The 21,129-nt window shown below is 41.0% G+C and carries 25 protein-coding genes and 1 pseudogene; 20 read left to right on the top strand and 6 right to left on the bottom strand.

The genetic code is table 11. The annotated features are described in order from the left end of the window. Positions 1-64 precede the first annotated feature (64 nt). The gene (locus tag QM738_RS05935) at positions 65-865 is read right to left on the bottom strand and encodes an RES family NAD+ phosphorylase (RefSeq protein ID WP_462275757.1); all 801 of its coding nucleotides are present in this window, start codon (positions 863-865) and stop codon (positions 65-67) included. Between the two features lie 154 nt (positions 866-1,019). On the opposite strand from QM738_RS05935, the gene QM738_RS05930 reads away from it, so the two are divergent. The 4 genes from QM738_RS05930 to QM738_RS05915 all read left to right on the top strand — a co-directional run bounded on the left by QM738_RS05930 (position 1,020) and on the right by QM738_RS05915 (position 3,855). After that, on the top strand, positions 1,020-1,307 hold the full coding sequence (locus tag QM738_RS05930) for a helix-turn-helix domain-containing protein (RefSeq protein ID WP_462275756.1): 288 nt from the start codon (positions 1,020-1,022) through the stop codon (positions 1,305-1,307). Between the two features lie 546 nt (positions 1,308-1,853). Beyond that, the gene (locus tag QM738_RS05925; RefSeq protein ID WP_462275755.1) at positions 1,854-2,201 is read left to right on the top strand and encodes a hypothetical protein; all 348 of its coding nucleotides are present in this window, start codon (positions 1,854-1,856) and stop codon (positions 2,199-2,201) included. Positions 2,202-2,343: 142 nt separating this feature from the next. Further along, positions 2,344-2,808 (top strand): JAB domain-containing protein, encoded by a 465-nt coding sequence (locus QM738_RS05920; protein WP_462275754.1) that lies wholly within the window; start codon positions 2,344-2,346, stop codon positions 2,806-2,808. A gap of 120 nt (positions 2,809-2,928) precedes the next feature. Then, positions 2,929-3,855 (top strand): ArdC family protein, encoded by a 927-nt coding sequence (locus QM738_RS05915; RefSeq protein ID WP_462275753.1) that lies wholly within the window; start codon positions 2,929-2,931, stop codon positions 3,853-3,855. A 48-nt stretch (positions 3,856-3,903) separates the two neighbouring features. Here the strand turns inward: QM738_RS05915 and QM738_RS05910 are convergent, their stop codons facing one another. Together QM738_RS05910 and QM738_RS05905 are read right to left on the bottom strand one after the other, a co-directional pair. Further along, a complete protein-coding gene (locus QM738_RS05910; protein ID WP_462275752.1) occupies positions 3,904-5,004 on the bottom strand; it encodes a hypothetical protein in 1,101 nt (366 codons plus the stop codon). A 9-nt stretch (positions 5,005-5,013) separates the two neighbouring features. After that, positions 5,014-6,228, bottom strand: a complete 1,215-nt coding sequence (locus QM738_RS05905) for a phage integrase SAM-like domain-containing protein (RefSeq protein ID WP_462275751.1) — start codon at positions 6,226-6,228, stop codon at positions 5,014-5,016. Between the two features lie 652 nt (positions 6,229-6,880). On the opposite strand from QM738_RS05905, the gene QM738_RS05900 reads away from it, so the two are divergent. Further along, a complete protein-coding gene (locus tag QM738_RS05900; RefSeq protein ID WP_462275750.1) occupies positions 6,881-7,447 on the top strand; it encodes a uracil-DNA glycosylase family protein in 567 nt (188 codons plus the stop codon). A gap of 91 nt (positions 7,448-7,538) precedes the next feature. Here the strand turns inward: QM738_RS05900 and QM738_RS05895 are convergent, their stop codons facing one another. After that, a complete protein-coding gene (locus tag QM738_RS05895; RefSeq protein WP_462275749.1) occupies positions 7,539-8,642 on the bottom strand; it encodes a Fic family protein in 1,104 nt (367 codons plus the stop codon). A gap of 153 nt (positions 8,643-8,795) precedes the next feature. Next, a complete protein-coding gene (locus tag QM738_RS05890; RefSeq protein ID WP_462275748.1) occupies positions 8,796-10,802 on the bottom strand; it encodes a M13 family metallopeptidase in 2,007 nt (668 codons plus the stop codon). 250 nt (positions 10,803-11,052) lie between these two features. On the opposite strand from QM738_RS05890, the gene QM738_RS05885 reads away from it, so the two are divergent. Next, positions 11,053-11,874 carry an aldo/keto reductase gene (locus tag QM738_RS05885; RefSeq protein ID WP_462275747.1) on the top strand — a complete coding sequence of 274 codons (822 nt, stop codon included), beginning with the start codon at positions 11,053-11,055 and terminating at the stop codon, positions 11,872-11,874. A gap of 8 nt (positions 11,875-11,882) precedes the next feature. On the opposite strand, the gene panD is transcribed toward QM738_RS05885, so the two are convergent. After that, the gene (panD, locus tag QM738_RS05880; RefSeq protein WP_462275746.1) at positions 11,883-12,227 is read right to left on the bottom strand and encodes an aspartate 1-decarboxylase; all 345 of its coding nucleotides are present in this window, start codon (positions 12,225-12,227) and stop codon (positions 11,883-11,885) included. Positions 12,228-12,298: 71 nt separating this feature from the next. Between panD and QM738_RS05875 the strand changes: the two genes are divergently transcribed. The 14 genes and pseudogenes from QM738_RS05875 (at position 12,299) to QM738_RS05810 (ending at position 21,084) form a co-directional block, all read left to right on the top strand. After that, positions 12,299-12,991 (top strand): NUDIX hydrolase, encoded by a 693-nt coding sequence (locus tag QM738_RS05875; RefSeq protein ID WP_462275745.1) that lies wholly within the window; start codon positions 12,299-12,301, stop codon positions 12,989-12,991. Positions 12,992-13,015: 24 nt separating this feature from the next. After that, entirely contained in the window at positions 13,016-13,525 is a 510-nt protein-coding gene (locus QM738_RS05870; RefSeq protein ID WP_462275744.1) for an Lcl C-terminal domain-containing protein, read from the top strand. Between the two features lie 66 nt (positions 13,526-13,591). Then, the gene (locus QM738_RS05865; RefSeq protein ID WP_462275743.1) at positions 13,592-14,383 is read left to right on the top strand and encodes a ribose-phosphate pyrophosphokinase-like domain-containing protein; all 792 of its coding nucleotides are present in this window, start codon (positions 13,592-13,594) and stop codon (positions 14,381-14,383) included. Further along, on the top strand, positions 14,380-14,835 hold the full coding sequence (locus QM738_RS05860) for a nucleoside 2-deoxyribosyltransferase domain-containing protein (RefSeq protein ID WP_462275742.1): 456 nt from the start codon (positions 14,380-14,382) through the stop codon (positions 14,833-14,835). Before QM738_RS05865 ends, QM738_RS05860 begins: the two co-directional genes overlap by 4 nt. After that, the gene (locus QM738_RS05855) at positions 14,832-15,371 is read left to right on the top strand and encodes a nicotinamide phosphoribosyltransferase domain-containing protein (RefSeq protein WP_462275741.1); all 540 of its coding nucleotides are present in this window, start codon (positions 14,832-14,834) and stop codon (positions 15,369-15,371) included. The genes QM738_RS05860 and QM738_RS05855 overlap by 4 nt, the downstream gene beginning before the upstream one ends. Positions 15,372-15,389: 18 nt before the next feature. Then, positions 15,390-16,286: pseudogene (locus QM738_RS05850) on the top strand (hypothetical protein); the annotation flags it as partial. Positions 16,287-16,324: 38 nt separating this feature from the next. Further along, the gene (locus QM738_RS05845; RefSeq protein ID WP_462275740.1) at positions 16,325-16,957 is read left to right on the top strand and encodes a DUF4291 domain-containing protein; all 633 of its coding nucleotides are present in this window, start codon (positions 16,325-16,327) and stop codon (positions 16,955-16,957) included. A 13-nt stretch (positions 16,958-16,970) separates the two neighbouring features. Further along, positions 16,971-17,444, top strand: coding sequence for a macro domain-containing protein (locus QM738_RS05840; protein ID WP_462275739.1), 474 nt, complete (start codon positions 16,971-16,973; stop codon positions 17,442-17,444). After that, positions 17,445-17,963, top strand: coding sequence for an O-acetyl-ADP-ribose deacetylase (locus tag QM738_RS05835; protein ID WP_462275738.1), 519 nt, complete (start codon positions 17,445-17,447; stop codon positions 17,961-17,963). Continuing rightward, positions 17,960-18,331, top strand: a complete 372-nt coding sequence (locus QM738_RS05830) for an ADP-ribosylation/crystallin J1 (protein ID WP_462275737.1) — start codon at positions 17,960-17,962, stop codon at positions 18,329-18,331. The genes QM738_RS05835 and QM738_RS05830 overlap by 4 nt, the downstream gene beginning before the upstream one ends. After that, positions 18,328-19,266, top strand: a complete 939-nt coding sequence (locus QM738_RS05825; RefSeq protein WP_462275736.1) for an ADP-ribosylglycohydrolase family protein — start codon at positions 18,328-18,330, stop codon at positions 19,264-19,266. Before QM738_RS05830 ends, QM738_RS05825 begins: the two co-directional genes overlap by 4 nt. Continuing rightward, positions 19,263-19,814 carry an NADAR family protein gene (locus tag QM738_RS05820; RefSeq protein WP_462275735.1) on the top strand — a complete coding sequence of 184 codons (552 nt, stop codon included), beginning with the start codon at positions 19,263-19,265 and terminating at the stop codon, positions 19,812-19,814. Before QM738_RS05825 ends, QM738_RS05820 begins: the two co-directional genes overlap by 4 nt. Continuing rightward, positions 19,814-20,353 (top strand): RNA 2'-phosphotransferase, encoded by a 540-nt coding sequence (locus tag QM738_RS05815; protein ID WP_462275734.1) that lies wholly within the window; start codon positions 19,814-19,816, stop codon positions 20,351-20,353. Before QM738_RS05820 ends, QM738_RS05815 begins: the two co-directional genes overlap by 1 nt. Then, entirely contained in the window at positions 20,350-21,084 is a 735-nt protein-coding gene (locus QM738_RS05810) for a metallophosphoesterase family protein (protein WP_462275733.1), read from the top strand. Before QM738_RS05815 ends, QM738_RS05810 begins: the two co-directional genes overlap by 4 nt. The last annotated feature ends 45 nt before the right edge of the window (positions 21,085-21,129 follow it).

Genomic DNA, 21,129 nt, shown 5'->3' with positions numbered 1-21,129 from the left:
ATCCCCTTAAATATCCCTATCCTATAACATTTATGAAGCGCAATAGCAAATTGCAATTTAAACTCTATTTATCCGGTTCTATATAACTCCCATCTGAATCAAAGGCATCCCAAAACCATCCATTAAATATAAGTTTTATGTCCGGAGTTGCTGTGCCAGGGCCACCTGACCATGATCGAGTTTCTCCTTTCCATTTCAATAGTCCATTGTCTGCATTAGTTGCATAATCCAATTCTGTAACATGAAATGTCATATCGTCTGTAATTTTATCAATTCTATATAGACCGCAATTACTAAATCGCAGATTAGAATCAACAAATTCTTTTTTAATAGCCAAATTATGACTAGTGTTTTTTTCAATTACTGAAGGATAAATTATCCCACCAATCTCTTTACCAGATAATAAATAATTGGCAATCTTTGAGCTATACGGATACGTATTAGGGTCTGTCGAAGAAAAAATATCATGACAAATCTTTTCTACTTCAGATAGAGTTTGATTTTCATTAATTCCAACCATCTGGAAGATTATGTCTTTAATTATAAGCCATTCAGACATTACTATAAATTGCCCTTCGGCCACTCTAGCTTCTCTTATTGTTAAAGGTGTATTTGCAGAAGCATAAAATATTTGTTCGCCTATATCGTTTGCTCTACCAACTTTTATTTTATCAACAGGAGGATAAGATAGATTTAAAATTGTTTTTGGCCGTTCTTCGTGTTTAAAAGTACGTGTTCTATATATTCTTTGTACTGCTCGGATAATTGCACCTTTTCTTTTTAAGCCTTCCGAAAGTTTCCATAACTCCGATAAAAAATCACTTGGAGAAATTTTTTCTTCTTTAATTTTTAATAGTAAGTCCATAGTAGAAAAGGTTGGGTTTTGATGAAAGTATATTTTTGCATTTATCAGTAGTCAAAATAGATAAAAAATCTTAATAATTACTTTTCCCCAGTTTTGTAAAATATTCAAATTTCCCTCCCTTATAAGGCTTTTGATTTTTGTCTAAACTAACTGCATGGAAATTGGTCATTTTCCTAATAAATTAAAAATGTTCAGACGTGCCTGCGGATATTCTCAAAAGAAAGTAGCTAAACTTCTTGGCCTTTCTTGTACAAGCGCACTTTCCCGGTGGGAGCAAGGCTTTAGCTTGCCAAGCATCATGCAATTATTTCGCCTTGCGCATATATATAAAATACAGCCTAATGAACTGTTTGATGAGCTTTGGCAGCAGCTTGGCGAACCTTTTAATTTATTGGCTCAAGATTCGGAGCCAATTAATTCTAGTGAATCTTTTCATCTATGAATACATAGCATCCTGTGTCGCTATGCGACATAAAGCGAAAAGGACATTTCAGTGTCCTTTTCAATTACTATCAAGAAAAAATTATTTAAGTCTTTATTTAAATTTTATTTTTTAGCTCTTATAAAAACGAACGATAACGAATGATAAAAAGAACGATCGCCTAACCAGTATTCAATTATTAATAATCATGAGTCAATTATATGAATCAAGAATATGATCCATATGAAATTAAACTAGCCAATGAAATTGCAGATACGTTGAAAGACAGAGATTCCATAACGCTTCATCTACAATATGTACGAAAATATAAAGAAGAATTTCTTCGAAAAATATTGGCTAAAGTAATGTCAATGGATGAAAGTAAAATCAGGAAAAACAGAGCCGCCCTCTACACGTTTCTAATTAACCAGAGTACCAAGCATGGTGACGTTGGGTATTAGTACGAACACACGGCTCCTTGCGGTGGGTATTATCAAACAGAACTCTTTATTAGATTACTCAATTCATCTACATAAATCGTCCTGGTCGCCTACAAAAGCAATCGATATGATAACAACCAGCTTAGAGCCGTGTGTCCGCAAATATTGTATTACCAGAGTTGTTTTGTCAATACCGTATGTCTATCATCAAACAGAAGCCTACAAACAGCTTATCTATAAAATTCGCGAGTTCTTTGAGGCAAAAGGCGTCCCCGTTTTCGCAGAGACACCGGAAGCGCTCTATCCTTTATACCAGTCGCAACAAAAGAAAACCAAAAAAGAACTTATGAAAGCACTCTGCATAAAATTTCCTCAATTGCTTTACTGCTATCAACGAGAGCTACGTAATAAGAACAAGTACTACACAAAAGTTTTTGAAGCGGTGGCAGTAGCGGCCTTGTATGCTGAAAAATAGAACTTAAGAAAAACAGGATTAGCGTCCTGTTTTTTGATTACAAATGCATTTGAGTAACATGCAAATAATACTTACTTACGGTATAGCATAGATGTAAGTATTCTTAGAAGAAATCGTTCTTCTCATCACTAAAAATATACACATGGAAGACCAAAATAATTCGGTACCTATTGTTGCCGAAATTGAAATTAGGTATACGCCTAAAATAAAACCTTCAGAACGTCCAAAAATCGTTTCTCCCGAGGACGCCTATCTTATTTTGCTGCAAACCTGGGACAAAGCAAAAATTGAGCTTGTAGAGCAATTTAGGGTGATCCTGCTTAATAGAAATCGCCGGGTATTAGGTATCACTACCTTAACTTCTGGAACAAGTACAGGAACGATTGCTGATCCAAAACAGGTATTCGGCCTTGCGCTTAAGGCAAATGCTACTGAAATTATGATTTCACACAATCATCCATCAGGTAGTGTATTACCAAGTAAAAGCGACCAAGAGCTTACCCGTAAAATGAAAATTGTTGGTCAGTTTTTGGAATTAAAAGTAATTGATCACATTATCGTATCTGTCGAAGGTTTTTATTCATTTGCAAAAGAAGGATGTATATAATCCTTCTTTTTTATTGAAACAATATTTGCGCAATACGCAAATACCCCTCTCTTATGTGACTTTGTGTGCTTCTATAAACTGAAAGCAAATATTATTCTTTCACAATTAAATTAATGAATTATGGATTCACAAAACACCTCATCCGAAAAATTGGATGTGTATCAAATGGTAACTGATCGAGTTGTTGAATTACTTGAAGCCGGTACTATTCCCTGGCAAAAACCTTGGTCTGAATCTGGACTTCCGATGAATGTCATCAGCAAACGGCCTTATCGTGGTATTAATCTTTGGTTATTGCTTTCATTAAACTATGAACGTAATTTTTTCTTGACTTGGGATCAATTAAAAAAGGTTGGTGGCTCAGTCAAGCAGGGGCAACATGGGCACATAGTTGTTTTTTGGAAACAGGTTAAAAAGTTTCCTGAAGAATTGGATGAAAACAACAAGCCCAAAATGGTTCCAATGCTTCGTTATTACAAAGTTTTTAACGTGGAGCAATGCCGGGATATTCCTAAAGACTTAGTACCTGAATTGGCTAAAGATGAGATTGATCCTGTGCTTGAATGCGAAGCTATTATTAATGGAATGCCTGATTGCCCGGTAATAAAGTATAAGGAGCAAAAAGCGTATTACCACATAGCACAGGATTACATCAATATGCCCAAAAAGAAAAGCTTTGCGACAAATGGAAGCTATTATTCCACGCTTTTTCACGAGCTGGTGCACAGCACCGGCGCAGAAAAACGTTTGGGTAGAAAATCAATTATTGAAATGGCTGAGTTTGGTAGCGAGCCTTACAGCATTGAAGAATTGATTGCTGAACTTGGTTCGTCATATCTAAATTCATTTACTGGTCTTCTTGAAAAAGAGATCGAAAACTCTGCAGCATATATCGCAGGGTGGTTGGGAAAATTAAAAAATGATAAACGTTTTATTATTCAAGCCAGTGGTCAAGCACAGAGAGCTGTTGATTTCATACTTAACCAAGTGGAAAAAGAATCAAAGGATGATTTGAATGAAGTAATTGAAGAATCTATGGTTAGTTAGTATGTTAAAGCCTGTTTGGATTATATCCTACAGGCTTTTTTCTTTAAATTATTCTATTGAGGAATCAATTTTGAAATTTACAGCGGCTTTTATTATAGCTTTACCAGCATGTATTATAGGGTTTATATTTCTTTTATTATAGAGAGCCCAATTAGCATATTTATGAGTAAGCGTTTCCAATTCTTCTAAATCTTTATTAGTTGCAAATGGAGTTTTTGCAATTGAAGAATCTCCCTGATGTAATAACTGATTTCTTATCTTATAAAATCTTTCAAAATCTACTATGTCATTCTCCCAGCCATCCAACTGTATTTGTTTGGCCCAATTTTCAAATCTTTTCGAAAGTGAAATAGGAAGATGAATACGATTAATAAACAAGGTTAAGTCTTTGTCTTCTTTTTCTTGAGATTTTAGCATTTCCAATAGTTTGGCTTTTGCTATTTTATATTTCTTTTTTTCCTCTCTATCAAAAAGAGGAATTATTGGCTCTAAAGCGGTGAAAAACGACACAAATTTTAAAACGTAGTCTTCTGTTCCCCAAGCTCTAAGAAACCAAGTAAGGCATTCTATTGATTTTTTAAGAGGATCTTTATCTTCTAATTTTAAAGACTCCATTTTTAGACTTAATTTTTCTTTACCGGGAGCTAAAAAATTAATGTCCTTTTTTACTTGTATTGCAAGGCTTGATTCTAAAGAAAATAATTTATTACTTATAAAGACATACTTATGTTCTATATCAAAAATTGGGAGTTTTACAAGTTCAGGGCTTAACCGCAATCCCAACATTCCAGCAGCATAATTTAAAGCAGATATAAGACTTTCTTCATGAACCAGTATTTCTTTATACACTTTTTCTCTTGCTTCCAGATTATGATTAGAAAGCTCCGATGCAATGACATCGTTAACATCAATTAACTTATAAGCTATAACCTCAAAATAAAGTTCTGCTGGATATTTTTCAGAACTGGTATTGGCTAGCTTTTCATTCTCATCATGAAATACATACGTGTTGAGGCTTGTACCATTTCCCAAACGACACATAATTTCAATATCCCGAAAATCCAATGTCCATATAATTTCTTTTGCCTTTTCTATTGTGCAAAATTTTGCATTGTAAAAACGCCCCAACGCAACTTTAATTTTTGCCATAAGTGGAAATTAAAAATTAATAACAGAATCTAAAGCAGAATCTGCATCTTTATGAATGAAGTTTGCCTGATAGCCGATAGTTGTAGTAACCGATGAATGCCTATACAGTTTTTGCAGCATTTGAATTGGTATTTTATCACCCGAAATATTACCGAATGTATGACGTGCAATATGCATTGTTAGTTTTTTATTAATTCCAGCAACCGGCGCAACATTGTTTCTTAAAAATTTATCAAGCCTGCTTGTTGCAAATGCAATTGTTCTTTGAATGATGAATTTGGTCGCATCTTTATCTAACCTTTTTAATTCAGGAAAAATATAATCATTTTTTCCTTCTCTATCCCCTTCATATTGTGCAATGATTTTAATTGCTTTCTCTGGCATTTTTAATGATCCCCCTTTATCATTCTTCCCCATAGAATAATGTAATCTCCCGTCATGTATATCAGACCAACGTAATCTCAATACATCTGATATACGCATTCCTGCAAGGTAAAAAGAGAATAGCCAAAGGTTGCGGGCGTGATGTTCTGTTTGTTTTCCTGTTAGATCAACTGTTTCAAGTTTAGTTACTTCTTCTGGTGATAAGCCCAGTTTAACAGAATCAGGAAACTTTATTTTTATTTTATCCTTGCCAAAGGGATAAAACTTTGAATCTATAATCTCGGCTTTAATTGCCTGGCTAAAAACAGAACGAATTACAACAAGATGGTTTATGGTTGTTCTTTCGCTCAAGCCCGTTCCTCTCAGATAAATTTTAAATTGTTCTAACAATCCTGTCGAAATATCGGCAAATGCAATCTCTCTTTCCTTCAAAAATTCTTTAAAATGTTTTACCCGTGGTTTATCTGCGGTGTAACGGTTATACTTTCCGGCTTTCTTTAAGTTTTCTAAATACAATTCAGCCTGTGGAAAGAAGGTTATAGCCCTTGATGGTTTGATTTTTTGCTTAACTGCATTTGAGGAAACATCCGTTTTTTGTGTTTCCAATTCAAGCGAGCTGTTATTTGCGTCAGCTAATTTTTTAATAAGAAAATTGTTGAGACGTGTAGAGTTAACGTGAGACTTTTTTACACGTTGGTTTAACCCATCCCAATCTGTTTCTTTTATGCTGTGCCCTACGTGAATAAATGACGTTCTCCGGTCTTTAGTTATACGTATTGCTAGAGGATAAGTGTTATCTTTGTTTTGTTTCTTCCTGAGTACAATTTTTACAGTAGCCATAATGTAATTCTCCCTATGTAAAGATACAAATTTTGGTACAACATAGGTACAACAAATGGCGGATTTTTATGGTTTTTTATGTTTCGACTTAAAGTCACAATGCAGTAAAATCAATACTTTTAGCACACATCAATTCAGTTTAAACCATATTTCCAAGGACTGAAAATCCTTGTGTCGCCGGTTCAATCCCGGCCCACACCACGAAAGGACCTCAACAGAAATGTTGGGGTTTTTTATTTTATGCCGTCGTCTGGGTACTGAGCTTTGTCGAAGTACGACCAACAGCGTATACACATGGTCTGACCCCGGGTCTGACCATGTGTATTGCTGCTGCAGGCGGAGACAACCGTACTAATAAAACCACATAGGCACATAGAAAACATAGATGAATACATTAGTATGTCATGTACTGGATACTATAACTATCCTGAAAAATTATTAATTGACAGTTGTACAATTATTCATTACTCCTCACCGCCGCATGGGTTTTTACCAATGGCGTATTGAATCCTTAGCATTTTTCTATATGCCTATGTGGTTCAAATTTCTTCTTCTATAATTTTTACTTATTACCCCAAACAAAATACTGCTGCAGATCGATCAACACAGTAACAATTCAACACAACTATCTTTGCATTGTAATCAATAACGCATGCAACAACTTCTGCAACAGGTAAGGCATTGTACCTTATGCGAAAAACACCTGGAAGCAGGTGTAAACCCAATTATTGCAGCAAGTGCGCAAAGTAAAATTGTAATAATAGGCCAGGCACCCGGCCGCATTGTACATCAAACGGGTATTCCGTGGAATGATAAAAGCGGGGATAATCTTAGAAAATGGCTTGGAGTAAATGCAGGCATATTTTATGACCCGAAAATTTTTGCACTAATGCCGATGGGCTTTTGCTATCCCGGCAAAGGCGCTTCCGGCGACCTGCCGCCCCGGCCCGAATGCGCCCCGCAATGGCACCAAAAATTATTACAAAGTATGAAACAGGTGCAGCTCATCATTTTGGTGGGGCAATATGCACAGCAGTATTATTTAAAAGAAGCCACCAGCCTTACCGATACCGTTAAAAACTTCCGACATTGCCCGGCACCCTATTTTCCCCTGCCGCATCCTTCGCCCAGGAATAATATCTGGCAGGCAAAAAATAAATGGTTCGAAAAAGAAGTGTTGCCGGAGTTGAGGGAAAGAGTGGAGCAGATAATAAAGTAAACCACTAAGGCAGGGAGACACTAAGATTCACCAAGATTATTGGGCGCTACTTCGTGTCCTGGTGCCTTTTTGGTTTACCCAGTCTTCTTTTTTAAGTGATCACGTAAGAAGTACTTCTTCCTCCGCCTACTTCTTTTGCCAGTATCTTTTTGTTCATCAACTCCTGTATATCTCTCAACGCTGTATCCTGCGATGTTTTGGTGATCTTGGCCCATTTAGAGGTGTTGAGCTTTCCTTCAAATCCATCCAGCAATTTATTCAGCATTAACTGCTGCCTTTTGTTTAAAATAGTGCTGGCATGCTGTTCCCAAAACCGCGCCTTCGCAAGTACTCTTTCCAGTGTTTCGCCGGTAGCATCCAATGCCCTGCCCAGGCATTGTAAAAACCAGTTAAGCCAGGCCGTTATGTCCATCGATCCTTTTTGTGTGCTTTCCAATATATCGTAATACGTCGTTCTTTCTTTACGTATCTGTGTACTCATGCTGTAAAAGCGTTGTGCCGATGCATCGGCACGGCTAAGCTGCATATCGGCAATGGCACGGGCAATGCGTCCATTACCATCATCAAACGGGTGGATGGTAACAAACCAAAGATGTGCAATGGCTGCTTTTATAATGCTGTCCATTGTACTGTCTTCATTGAACCAGTTGATAAAATGATTCATTTCATCCGGCAACAATTCTGCATCCGGCGCCTGGTAATGCACTCTTTCTCTGCCTATCGGGCCCGAAACCACCTGCATAGGATCATCTTTTTTATTATTGCGCCAGGCGCCGGTAACTATCCTGTGCATGCCGCTGGTACCGGCAGGAAAAAGGGCTGCCTGCCAGGCATACAATCTTTCTGCCGACAGGCGTTGTTGATATTCCTGGGTGGCATTCAGCATCATCTCCACCACACCTTCTGTATGCCTGTCTGCAGGTACCATACCTGCTATTTCTATACCCAGCCTGCGGGCAATTGACGAACGAACTTCCCCCGAATCCAGCACTTCTCCTTCAATTTCGCTCGATTTCAATACATCCAAAGTAAGGGTTTGCAGGTTGGCTTCGGCCTGTAATTTAAATCCCAGCGCCTCCATGCGGCCCAATACACGCCCTTGCCGGGTACGTATGTCCACCAGCAGGGCCGTAAGCTGCTCCTGGTTCCAGGTAAATTTTGGCCAATGGGGTAATTGATGAATATATGTTGCCATTCTCCGCATATTTTGCGGTGAATATACAAAATATTCACCGCATTTACTCTATTCTCCGTATATTTTGCGGAGAATAAGGTCCATAATCTCCGCATGGATCATAATAAAGCCGGGTTATCAAACCCGGCTCTATACAATAAACTGTTATTTATTTTACCATACATGCACCCTTTTATCTACCGGCAGCCACATTTTATCGCCTTCTTTTATACCAAAGGCGTCGTAAAACTCCTGCATTTGCTGTGGCGGTATCAGCGCCCGGTATTGTGCGGGAGAATGCGGATCGGTGAGTAAAAGGTTGGCCGCAGTTTCTGGCAGAGCAATACCACGCCATACCTGCGCCCAGCTTAAAAAGAAACGCTGGTCGGCAGTAAAGCCATCGATCACGGTATTGTTTTTACCCTGGGGTGTTTTTTTAAAGGCTTCGTAAGCCATGGATAGCCCACCAAAGTCGGCCAGGTTCTCGCCCAGGGTAAGTTTACCATTTACATGCAATGTATCCAGCACCACGGCTGCATCATATTGTTTGGTAACGGCATCGGCCAGTAGTTTGAATTTATCAGCATCATCCTTCGTCCACCAGTCACGCAGGCTGCCATCGGCATCGCTCTGGCGGCCCTGGTCGTCAAAACCGTGCGTCATCTCGTGGCCTATCACGGCTACAATGCCGCCATAGTTCACCGCATCATCTGCTCCAAAATCAAAGAAGGGGAACTGCAATATACCCGCCGGGAAAGTAATGGTATTCTGTATCGGGTTGTAAGAAGCATTTACAGTTGGGGTAGAATAGTTGAACTCGTTGCGGTTGATAGGCTGGCCTAATTTGCTGATGTTATAATTATACGCCCACTTACTGGCATTGCGCACATTATCCAGCAAAGCAGTTTTGCTTATCACTACGCCTTCATATTCTTTCCATTTATCGGGATAAGCGATCTTTTTGGTAATGGCCATCAGTTTGGCGAGTGCCTTGGTCTTGGTTTCTTCGCTCATCCAGCTAAGGCGTTTTATGCGGTCGGCAAATGTTTGCTGCAGGTTGTTCACCATTTCCAGCATGCGCTGTTTGGCCTCGGGTTTAAAGTAGCGGTTCACGTACAGCTGGCCCAGCATATCGCCAATGCTGCCGTCTATTAAAGATGCCATGCGCTGCCATCGGGGTGTTATTTCTTTCTGTCCGCTGATGGCTTTCTGGTAATCGAAATTGGCATTCACAAAATCATTGCTCAGGTAAGGCGCTGCACTTTTCAGTATCTCGAATTTTACCAGTTGTTTCCAGGTATCCAGCGGCATGCTGCTGAGCAAACCATCCAGCGAGTAAATAAAGGATGGTGAACTTACAATAATGTAATCCTGTGCAGGTATGCCCATGGCTGCAAATACAGCCGGCATTTTCAATACATTCAGCTTGGCAGAAAATTCGTCGGGGGTAAATTTATTATAACGTTTCTGGGGATCCCTCATTTCCACACGGCTCAATTGTATTTTGGCAATCGCTGTTTCTGCTTTTAAAATATTATCAGCATACACTGCGGCATTGGCCTCACTGGTACCCGTAAGCGAAAATAATTTAACAATATAATTCTTTAAAGCATTGCGTACTGCCACACTGCGGGGGTCGTCTTTTAAATAATAATCCCTGTCGGGCAAAGTGGTGCCGCCCTGGCCAATATTTACGCGGTATACATTAATATCTTTGGCATCCTGATTCACAAAAGCGCTGAACAGGCCCACTGCAGCGCCTTCTTTACGCAGCTTCAATTGCAGGGCCACCAGGTCGTTAATATTGGTAATGGCATCAACAGCTGCAAGGTCTTTTTTAATGGGTGTGTAGCCCTGTTTTTCCAACCGCAGGCTGTCCATACCACTGGCATAAAAATCGCCGCTCATCTGTTCGGGCCGGGTACGGGTCTTCTTTTTAGCAGCTTCTTCCAGTAATAATTTCAGGTGCTGCGATGCTTCTTCCCGCAGCATATCAAAGCTGCCCCAGCGGGTTTTGGTGCCGGGCATTACGGTCGTCTTCAACCAGCCGCCATTGGCATACTGGTAAAAATTATCGCCGGGTTTTACCGAAAGATCCATGTTGGCCTTATCGATGTATTTTACCTGGGCCATTACAAAAGCTGGTGCCGAAACCAGCAGCAGCGAGAGGAGTTTTTTCATTGTATATTTTTTGTTTTTAAGCATGCCGTGCATGATCGCATTTTTTGCGGGCTACAAGTTAATTGTTTTAGTATTGAACCGGTAAAAAAATGTACCAGCGGTAATGGTTAATAGAGGGGCGATTATGTTCCGCTATTTTAAGGTGCCGGAAAGTAGAGGAGATATCAACTTTTGGCTTAAGCATTTTATAAGGTTCCAATAAAATATAATCACTAATTTAAGCGTAAGAAATATTGGCATTAAACTATCAATGATGATAACACGTACGATCCCCTCGTCGGGAGAACCATTGCCCTTAATTGGTATTGGCACCTGGCAAACATTTGATACAGGCTCCGCCGCATACGCCACATTAACAGCAGTGCTTTCAACAATGCGGCAGGCAGGCGCCACGTTGATCGACAGTTCGCCTATGTATGGCAGGGCAGAGAAAGTGATCGGCGACATCACTGCTGCAATGCCTGCGCAACATGAATTTTTTTACGCCACCAAAGTGTGGACCACCGGTTTAAAGGAAGGGATTGCACAAATGGAATCTTCTATGCAAAAAATGCAGCGCACCACCATGGACCTGGTACAGGTGCACAACCTGTTAGATCTAAAAACGCATTTGCCCCAACTGCGCCGCTGGAAAGAAACCGGTAAGATCCGTTATACCGGCATTACACATTATACCGATGCCAGCCATGAGGAACTTGAAAAAGTATTGATAAAAGAAAAGCCGGATTTTGTACAGTTCAATTATTCCATTACTGCACGCAATGCCGAAAAAAGATTGCTGGATGCTGCCGCCGCAGCCGGTGTGGCCACCATCATCAACCGCCCCTTTGGCGAGGGAAAATTATTCAATGCAGTAAAGGGAAAAGCATTGCCGCCATGGGCTGCAGCAGCAGGGATAGAAAGCTGGGCCGCCTTCTTTTTAAAATACATCATTGCGCACCCGGCAGTTACCTGCGTGATACCCGCTACCGGCAACCCAGTACATGTAGTGGATAATTTAAAAGCCGGCGAAGGCAGTTTGCCGGATATGAAAATGAAAAAAATGATGATCGACTACATTCAAAGCCTGTAATAAAGCGATTACAGTTTATTTCCTTCTTTTGGAAATATAACGGTGGGTTTGTATTTTTTTGCTGCTTCAAAATCCATCAATGCGTAAGAGATCACGATGATGATATCACCTTCGGCGCCTTTGCGAGCTGCGGGCCCGTTAAGGCAAACAATACCACTGCCTCTTTTGCCTTTAATGATATAAGTTTCCAAGCGCTCGCCATTATTTACATTCACCACCTGTATCTTTTCATTTTCTATCATGTTGGCGGCGTCCATCAGGTCTTCATCCAGTGTAAGGCTGCCCACATAGTTCAGGTTGGCTTCGGTTATCACTGCACGGTGTATCTTCGATTTTAATATTTGTATCTGCATAGTGCAAAATTACAAACAATCGCTTCAACAGATGCGGCGCTTTTCTTTATCTTTAAAACCTTTATTTGTATATGCCCGAAAGATCGCCAGATATTAAAGTTGCGGTGGATGCCATAGTTTTTGGTTATTCAAAAAGCGATGGTGTTTCTGTTTTGCTTATCAGGAGAAAATACCCGCCATTTAAGAACAGCTGGGCCATACCGGGCGGTTTTGTGTTGCAGGGCGAAAGCCTGGAAGCGGCCGTTAAACGGGAGCTGATGGAAGAGACCGGCATTACGGTGCATTACCTGGAGCAGCTGTACAGTTTTGGCGAACCCGGTCGCGACCCCCGCCAGCACATTATTTCCATTGCTTATTTTGCCCTGGTAAAAAGCAGTTTATTTCAGCAGCTGAAAGCCAGTACCGATGCTGAAGAAGCACAATGGTTCAGCATTAATAAACTGCCGGCGCTTGCATTTGACCATAAACATATCCTGCAGGTGGCTATTGACAGGGTACGGGCCAAGATCCGCTACCAGCCCATCGGTTTTGAATTGCTGGATAAAAAATTCCCCTTTGCCGATCTTGAAAAATTATACACAGCTTTGCTTGACCGGGATATTGACCGCCGCAATTTCACCAAAAAAATATTGTCGCTGGGTTTATTAGAAGATACGGGCGAGCTGGCAGCAGCTGCAGGCGCAGGCAGGCCAAGCAAGGTTTACCAGTTCAATAAAAAACGTTACCAGCAGTTGCTGAAGGAAGGAATGCATTTCGAGATCTGATCCTGCAAGTCAAAATAAAAATAAATGAAAAGAATCATTGCCCTTATCGGTTGCAGTATGCTGCTGGCGCCTGTATATGCACAAACAAATTTAAAAACTGATTCCCTTACCGTTACCGATGTTAAAACAGGTTTAATGTGGATGAGGTATGATTTTTCTTTTTTGAAAAAGAGATTTTTAAATAACTGGAACGAATGTTTTTCGTGGCAGCAAGCGATCAATAACGAACGATACGCCGGTTTTAATGATTGGCGTGTGCCCTCAATCAGCGAATACAGAACCATCAACCATAGCAAAGCCGACCGTGACCAATACCTCCTTAAATTCTTTGAACTAGACACAACTTGTGTATGGGGTAAGGGTGCCTATTCATTTTGGTCTAAAAACGAAAAGGGCCCGTATAATGCTTCTTACATCAGCTTTATAGACGGCTTTGCCACTTCTGGCGATAAAGAAAAACAGGTAGCCGGTGGCGATTGGGAAGGGATCAGTTTTGGCTTCAGCGTACGCCTGGTACGAGCAATAAAAAAATAATTTGCGTAAATATTACGCAAATTAAAAATTCTCCATATCTTTGTTCCATCAAAAAAATAAATGAAGATGAAAACGATCAATTTGAATACAGGCTCCGGTGTTAAGGTTACCATCTTTCCCGATGGTCAGCCACACGTTAACCTGCAGGATGTACAGGAGGGCGACGAAGTAAAAGTGATCTGCTCTATTACTGACACCAGCAAACTGTTGCAACTGCTGGAACTGTCTGACGCCATTGATAATTTATTTGCCCGGAAAAAAATACTGGTGATCCCTTACCTGATGGCAGCCCGCTACGACCGGCTGATGCAGCACGGCGACAGTATCGACCTGAAAGTGGTTGCCAACCTGGTGAACATGTGTGGTTTTGAAAAAGTATTTCTGTTTGATGTGCATTCCGAAGTTTCTTTATTGCTGATCAAAAACGCTATCGGCATTACGAACGAATCATTGGTAAAAGCGTACGACAAACCGGATGCCGTATTGATATGCCCCGATGCCGGCGCCAGCAAAAAAGTGGGCAAGTACTTTGGGTGGAACAGCAATATTAAAGAGATCGTTTATTGCAGCAAGAACCGCGACCTGGCTACCGGCAAACTCACATTGGAAATTTTGGAACCTGAACAATGCACCAATAAGAACTGTGTGATCATTGATGATATATGCGATGGCGGTGGTACCTTTTTAGCCATTGCCGAAAAGATACAGCCGGCACATATGACGTTGATCGTTACGCACGGTATTTTTTCAAAAGGTTTTGATACGCTGCAAAAATATTTTCAGCAGATCATCGTATCAGACAGTCTGTATAAAACATACGACTCCCCTATTGTAAAAGTACTTAACCATTACCAGTGAAGATCTTTAAATCACCAGAGCCCTTAGTACCTGATGGGTCTTACTCCATATTCCTGGCAGGCAGTATTGATATGGGCACGGCGGCCGATTGGCAAACCGAAGTATGTAATTATTTTACCGGTACTGGTATACATATTTACAATCCCAGGCGGGATGATTGGGACAGCAGCTGGGAGCAGAAGATCGATAACGCCCAATTCAATGAACAGGTAAACTGGGAGTTGAATGCCATGAACAAAGCCGATTGTATCATTATGAATTTTCTACCGGGATCACAATCACCCATCACTTTGCTGGAACTGGGATTACATGCCAATAGCAAAAAACTGGTCGTTTGTTGCCCTGATGCATTTTACAGAAGCGGGAATGTACATATCGTTTGTAAGAATTACAATATCCCGCTTTTTAAACAATTAGATCAATTACTTGAATCAATAAAAAATAGACAATGAAAACAAATCCATTTTTATTAACCGATTATTATAAAGTAGGGCACGTATTTCAGTACCCCGATAAAACAGAACTGGTATACAGCAACCTTACACCACGCAACAGCCGCTTGAAAGATATTGACGAGATGGTTTTCTTTGGCCTGCAATATTTTACTAAAGAATATTTGATCAACTATTTCAATGATAACTTTTTTGCGCAGCCAAAAGCCCAGGTGATCGATGCGTACAAAAGAAGGATCGTGACCTCATTAGGTGCGGCATTGCCTACCTACGGGCACCTGGGAAAATTGCACGACCTGGGTTACTTGCCTATAGAAATAAAGGCCCTGCCCGAAGGCAGTAAAGTACCCATGAAAGTGCCTTGTGTGACCATTGTAAATACCATTCCGGAATTTTACTGGCTCACCAATTTTTTGGAAACCATATTGAGCGCTATCATCTGGCAGCCTTGCACCAGCGCTACTATTGCACATGCCTATAGAAAGCTGCTGAATAAATACGCCGACGAAACCGGCATGCCAAAAGAATTTATTTAATGGCAGGGGCACGACTTTTCTTTTAGAGGTATGAGCTCTTTGGAAACGGCTGTGCTGAGCGGCATGGGTCACCTGTTGAGCTTTAGCGGTACCGATACTATTCCCGCCATTGATGCATTGGAACAATATTACAATGCCAATGCTGATAAAGAACTGATCGGTGGCAGTGTGGCGGCAACAGAGCACAGTGTAATGTGCAGCGGTAGCAAGGATGGGGAGTTGGAAACGTTTAAACGCTTAATTACAAAAGTATACCCTGCAGGCATTGTAAGTATTGTAAGCGATACCTGGGATCTGTGGAAAGTATGCACCGAATACCTGCCTGCATTAAAAGAGGTTATCCTTGCCCGTGAGGGTAAGGTGGTGATACGCCCCGACAGTGGCAACCCCGTAAAGATCATTTGCGGCGACCCCGAAGGCAAGACCGAAGCAGAACGCAAAGGCGTGTTAGAACTGTTGTGGGATGTGTTTGGCGGTACCGTAACAGATAAAGGATATAAACTGCTGGATGGACATATCGGCGCTATTTATGGCGACAGCATTAACCTGGAGAGGGCGCAGGCCATTTGCGAAGGGTTGAAAGCAAAAGGATTTGCCAGCCAGGTGGTATTTGGTATAGGCAGCTATACTTATCAATACAATACCCGCGACACTTTTGGTACTGCTATGAAGGCCACTTACGTGGTGGTGGATGGCGAAGGCAGGGAAATATTTAAAAACCCTGTTACCGATGATGGTACTAAGAGATCGGCCACCGGCTTGTTGTGTGTAAAAAAAGAAAACAACAAATATGTATTGTACGATAAAGTAAGCTGGGAGCAGGAAGCACAAAGTGAATTGAAGACCGTATTTAAAGACGGTAAAATAACAAAGGAATTTACGCTGGCGGAGATAAGGGCTACACTGGCCGGTTAACCCTTTACCGCCCTGGAAATTCCGCAACGATCTGAACAATGAAAACAGAAAAATATAAAGAACAACTATTAAGATTACCCAAAAGCGGCCGTCATATAATCGGCTGCAGGGAAGAAGATAATATCATCGTTTACCAGGCATTCAACCCGCCAATAGCCAATTATGCGGTGGCCAACCAGCGCTTTGGGGGCAATGCCTATAGCTTTAACCGCATGAGCTGGATAAAACCCGGCTTTTTGTGGATGATGTACAGGGCCGGATGGGCTACTAAAGAACAACAGGAGCGTATACTGCGTATCAGCCTGCCCGTTATACATTTTAAAACCATTCTGCAACAGGCTACTTTTTCTTCTTTTAAAAACGAAGTATATGCATCGGAAGAAAGCTGGAAGGCGGAACTGGAGCAAACTGAAGTGCGCCTGCAATGGGATCCCGATCATGATCCTTACGGAAACAAACAGGAATGGAAAGCCATGCAGGTAGGTATGAAGGGTGCAATATTGAAAAGCTTTTGCACAGAGTGGATCACCAGTATTGAAGACATTACCCTTTTTGTAAAAACGGAGTATGAAAAGGTACTTGCGAAAAACACCGATGACTTGAATATTCCTTACGAAGAGGTGATTGCCATAAATGATGATGTGATTGAAAGGAGAATTGGATTGAAATAAATTATACAATCAGGTGAAAAATATTATTTATAAAAATGGAGATGCCACTAACCCTGTAGCAGCAGGCAATAAGATCATTGTACACGTATGCAATGATGTGGGTGGCTGGGGCAAGGGGTTTGTAATGGCCATTTCTTCCAAATGGTCAATGCCTGAAAAAGAATACCGGGCGTGGTACAGATCCAAAACCGGCTTTGCCCTGGGCCAGGCGCAAATAGTACAGGTTGAAGAAGACACCTGGGTAGCTAATATGATCGGGCAAAGAAATATTAATAAAGATGAAAACGGTGATCCTCCTGTGCGGTATGATGCTATTGGGTTGGCTTTGCAAAAGGTGGAAGTATTTGCAACAGAAAAAAATGCTTCTGTACACATGCCAAGGATAGGCTGCGGTTTAGCCGGGGGCAAATGGGAGATGATGGAGCCAATTATTATCAAAACATTATCTGAAAAAGATATTGAAGTAACCGTTTATGATTTTGGATAAATGAAGCACATTGTTGAAATATTAAATGCGGATATAACAAAAATCACTGTGGATGCTATTGTCAACGCCGCCAATAATTCATTGACGGGTGGCGGTGGAGTGGATGGCGCCATTCACCATGCGGCTGGTCCGCAGTTAAGGGAATATTGCATTACACTAAAGGGTTGTGCTACAGGCAAAGCTAAAATTACTCCCGGATTTAATTTACCCGCAAAGTTTGTGATACATGCTGTAGGCCCGGTATGGAATAACGGAACTGGAGATGAGGAAAAATTACTGGCCCTTTGTTATCAAAACAGTTTACAGCTGGCGGTGGAAAATAATATTAAAACGATTGCTTTTCCCTGCATCAGTACGGGTGCCTATCGTTTTCCTTTTGATAAAGCCGCAGCTATTGCCTTAACAACCATTGATGCTTTTTTAAAAAACAATCCGTCAATAGAAAAAGTATACCTGGTGGTGTTTGGAGAAAAGGATCATAAAAATTATGAAAGAATACTGAACCGGTTTTACCCATGAAATTAATTACACTATACCGGCCCGTTGGGCAAACAGAATTAGACCTGGTAAAAGCATCAGGTAATAAAAAATTTCCACCCAGGCTGGAGTGGCAGCCTATTTTTTATCCAGTAATGAACCAGGCTTATGCGGAGCAGATCGCTTTGGAATGGAATGCTCCTGATGAATTCTCTGGCTATGTGGGGCATGTTACGGCATTCGATCTGCCGGCAGATTATTTAAAACAATTTGATGTGCAGAATGTAGGTGGAGAGATACACAACGAATTGTGGGTGCCTGCGGAACAACTGGAAGAATTCAACAGCAATATTGTAGGCGAGATAAGATTGGTAAAGTCTTTTTATGGAGAAAAATTTAAACAGTCATGATCAATAAAATAAAAGGTGCGTTATTTGGATTATCAGTGGGTGATGCCCTTGGTGTTCCGGTGGAATTTAAATCAAGAGAAGATTTGAAAGTTTTTCCTGTTACAAAAATGAAGGGCTATGGAAGCTGGAGCCAACCAGCAGGTACATGGAGTGATGACAGCAGCCTTGCTTTTTGCCTTGCAGAAAGCCTTACCAATGGCTATGATCTCAACGACATTGCGCAGAATTTTATTAAGTGGAAGCGATCAGGTTACTGGGGTGCACATCATAAAGTATTTGATATTGGCAACACCAGCTTTGCTGCAATAAGCAGGTTAGAAAGAGGCATTACGCCGGTTCTTGCGGGGGGAATGGAAGAAGCAGATAATGGCAACGGCTCTTTAATGCGCATAATGCCATTGCTGTTTACTATTAAAGATCTGCCGGTAGAAGAACGATATGAAAAAATAAAAGAGGTGTCCTCTCTAACACATGCACATTTCCGTTCGGTATTTGCTTGTTTCATTTATTTAGAATTTGCACTTCAGCTATTGCAGGATAATACTATTGCTATTGCTTATAATAACATGCAGCATTTGGTAAAAACTTTTGCTGATGCAAATGATTTTAATCTAACAGAAACAGCATTGTTTGCAAGAATTTTAGATGCTGATATCAGAAATGTGAAAGAAGATAAAATATATTCGGGTGGTTATGTGTTGCACACTCTTGAAGCTTCACTTTGGTGTTTATTAAATACTGATAATTATACCGATGCCGTTTTAAAAGCAGTAAACCTTGGCGGAGATACGGATACCACGGCATGTGTTACAGGAGGATTGGCAGGATTATTATATGGATACGATGAAATACTAACGGTATGGACAGATGCTATTGCAAGGAAAAATGATATTGAAGACCTATGCGAACGCCTCTATAAAAAATTACGATCATGAACTACTCTATTAATTGGTTAAAAACACAAATAGAAAACGGCTTTCAACCCGAGTACCTTTTCTTTTGGGGGCACAAACAAAAAGCGCAAGGTATCGTTGATAAATCCTGTTTCAGTCAGTGGTGGCCGGCGCCATTTATGGTAGATGGCATTACTTATGCTACAGCAGAGCATTGGATGATGGCAAAGAAGGCATTGTTGTTTGATGACCAGGAACAATTTCAAAATGTACTTTCAACCAATGATCCTGCCGAAGCGAAGAACTTCGGTCGCTCAGTAAAAAACTTTGATGCGGAAAAATGGAATGCTGTATCCTTCGATCTTGTAACAGCGGGTAATTTTCATAAGTTTTCGCAACATAAAACTTTGAAAGATTTTTTGCTGGTTACAGCAAACAAAATAATTGTGGAGGCCAGCCCTGTAGATTTTATATGGGGTATTGGTTTATCACAAAACGATACAGCCGCAACAGACCCCTTTAAATGGAAGGGCCCTAATCTTTTAGGCTTTGCATTAATGCAAGTGAGGGATAAATTAAAAGAACAATAATGGAACAACAAATAAAACATATCAGCAAGCTTATGAGCCTGGTGCTGCGGCACAAGCCCGAAACCATTGGCCTGCAGCTGAACGAAAACGGCTGGGCCAATGTGGCCGAGCTGGTAGAAAAAATAAACGGGCATGGCCTGGCGGTAGACCGCAGCATTATAGACACGGTGGTGCATACCAACGATAAAAAGCGTTTTGCATTTAATGAAGATGGCACTATGATACGTGCCAGCCAGGGCCATAGCATTGATGTGGCGCTGGAGCTAAAAGCGGTGCCGCCGCCCGATGTGCTGTACCATGGCACTGCCGAAAAAAATGTAGCCAGTATATTGCAACAAGGGTTGAGCAAAATGCAGCGCCAGCATGTGCACCTGAGCCTGCTGCAGGAAACAGCCAGGGCTGTAGGGGCAAGACATGGCAAACCGGTGATACTAACCATTAATGCCAAAGCTATGGCCAATGATGGATTTTTATTTTATCTTTCCGCCAATGGCGTATGGCTGGCCGATGCCGTGCCTGCAAAATACATAAGGGTATGAAACGAACATTGGTAATAGGCGATATACATGGTGGCTTAAGGGCAGTGCACGAAGTGTTTAAAAAAGCAACTGTTACCTCAGCGGATCAACTCATCTTTTTGGGCGATTATGTAGATGGCTGGAGCCAATCGGCAGGCGTGATGGATTATATGATAGCGCTTTCAAAAACCAATGACTGTGTGTTTATAAAGGGCAATCATGATGTATGGTGCGAAGAGTGGCTGTACAATGGCAAAACAAACAGCACCTGGCTGATACATGGCGGGCAGGAAACTATTGACAGCTACGCAGGCTATGACGAAAACAAAAAACTGGAGCACCTGAATTTTTTTGAGCAGATGCCTTATTATTTTATTGATGAAAAGAACAGGCTCTTTATACATGCGGGCTTTACCTCTATGCACGGGCCGCAAAAAGAATTTCACAATTCCAACTTTAGCTGGGACCGTACCCTGTGGGAAATGGCCCTTACTATGGATAAGCGCATTCAAAAAGATTCGCTGCTTTTTCCCAAACGCTTAAAGCTGTTTGAAGAAATATATATCGGGCACACGCCAACGTTATACTACAACGTAACCACCCCCATGCAGGGCTGCAATGTATGGAATATAGATACCGGCGCTGCATTCAGTGGCAGGCTTAGTATTATGGATGTGGATACTAAGGAATATTGGCAAAGCGAACCAGTGCATACTTTATACCCCGGCGAAAAAGGGAGGAATAGAAATTAGCAAAACAGGGGAAAACATAGCGCTTGCTTTTAATTATATCGCTAT

This window comes from Ferruginibacter sp., from assembly GCF_049840995.1.
Classification (GTDB): domain Bacteria; phylum Bacteroidota; class Bacteroidia; order Chitinophagales; family Chitinophagaceae; genus Ferruginibacter.
The sequence above is the reverse complement of the archived record's forward strand: the minus strand, read 5'-3'. Positions and strand labels throughout refer to the sequence as shown.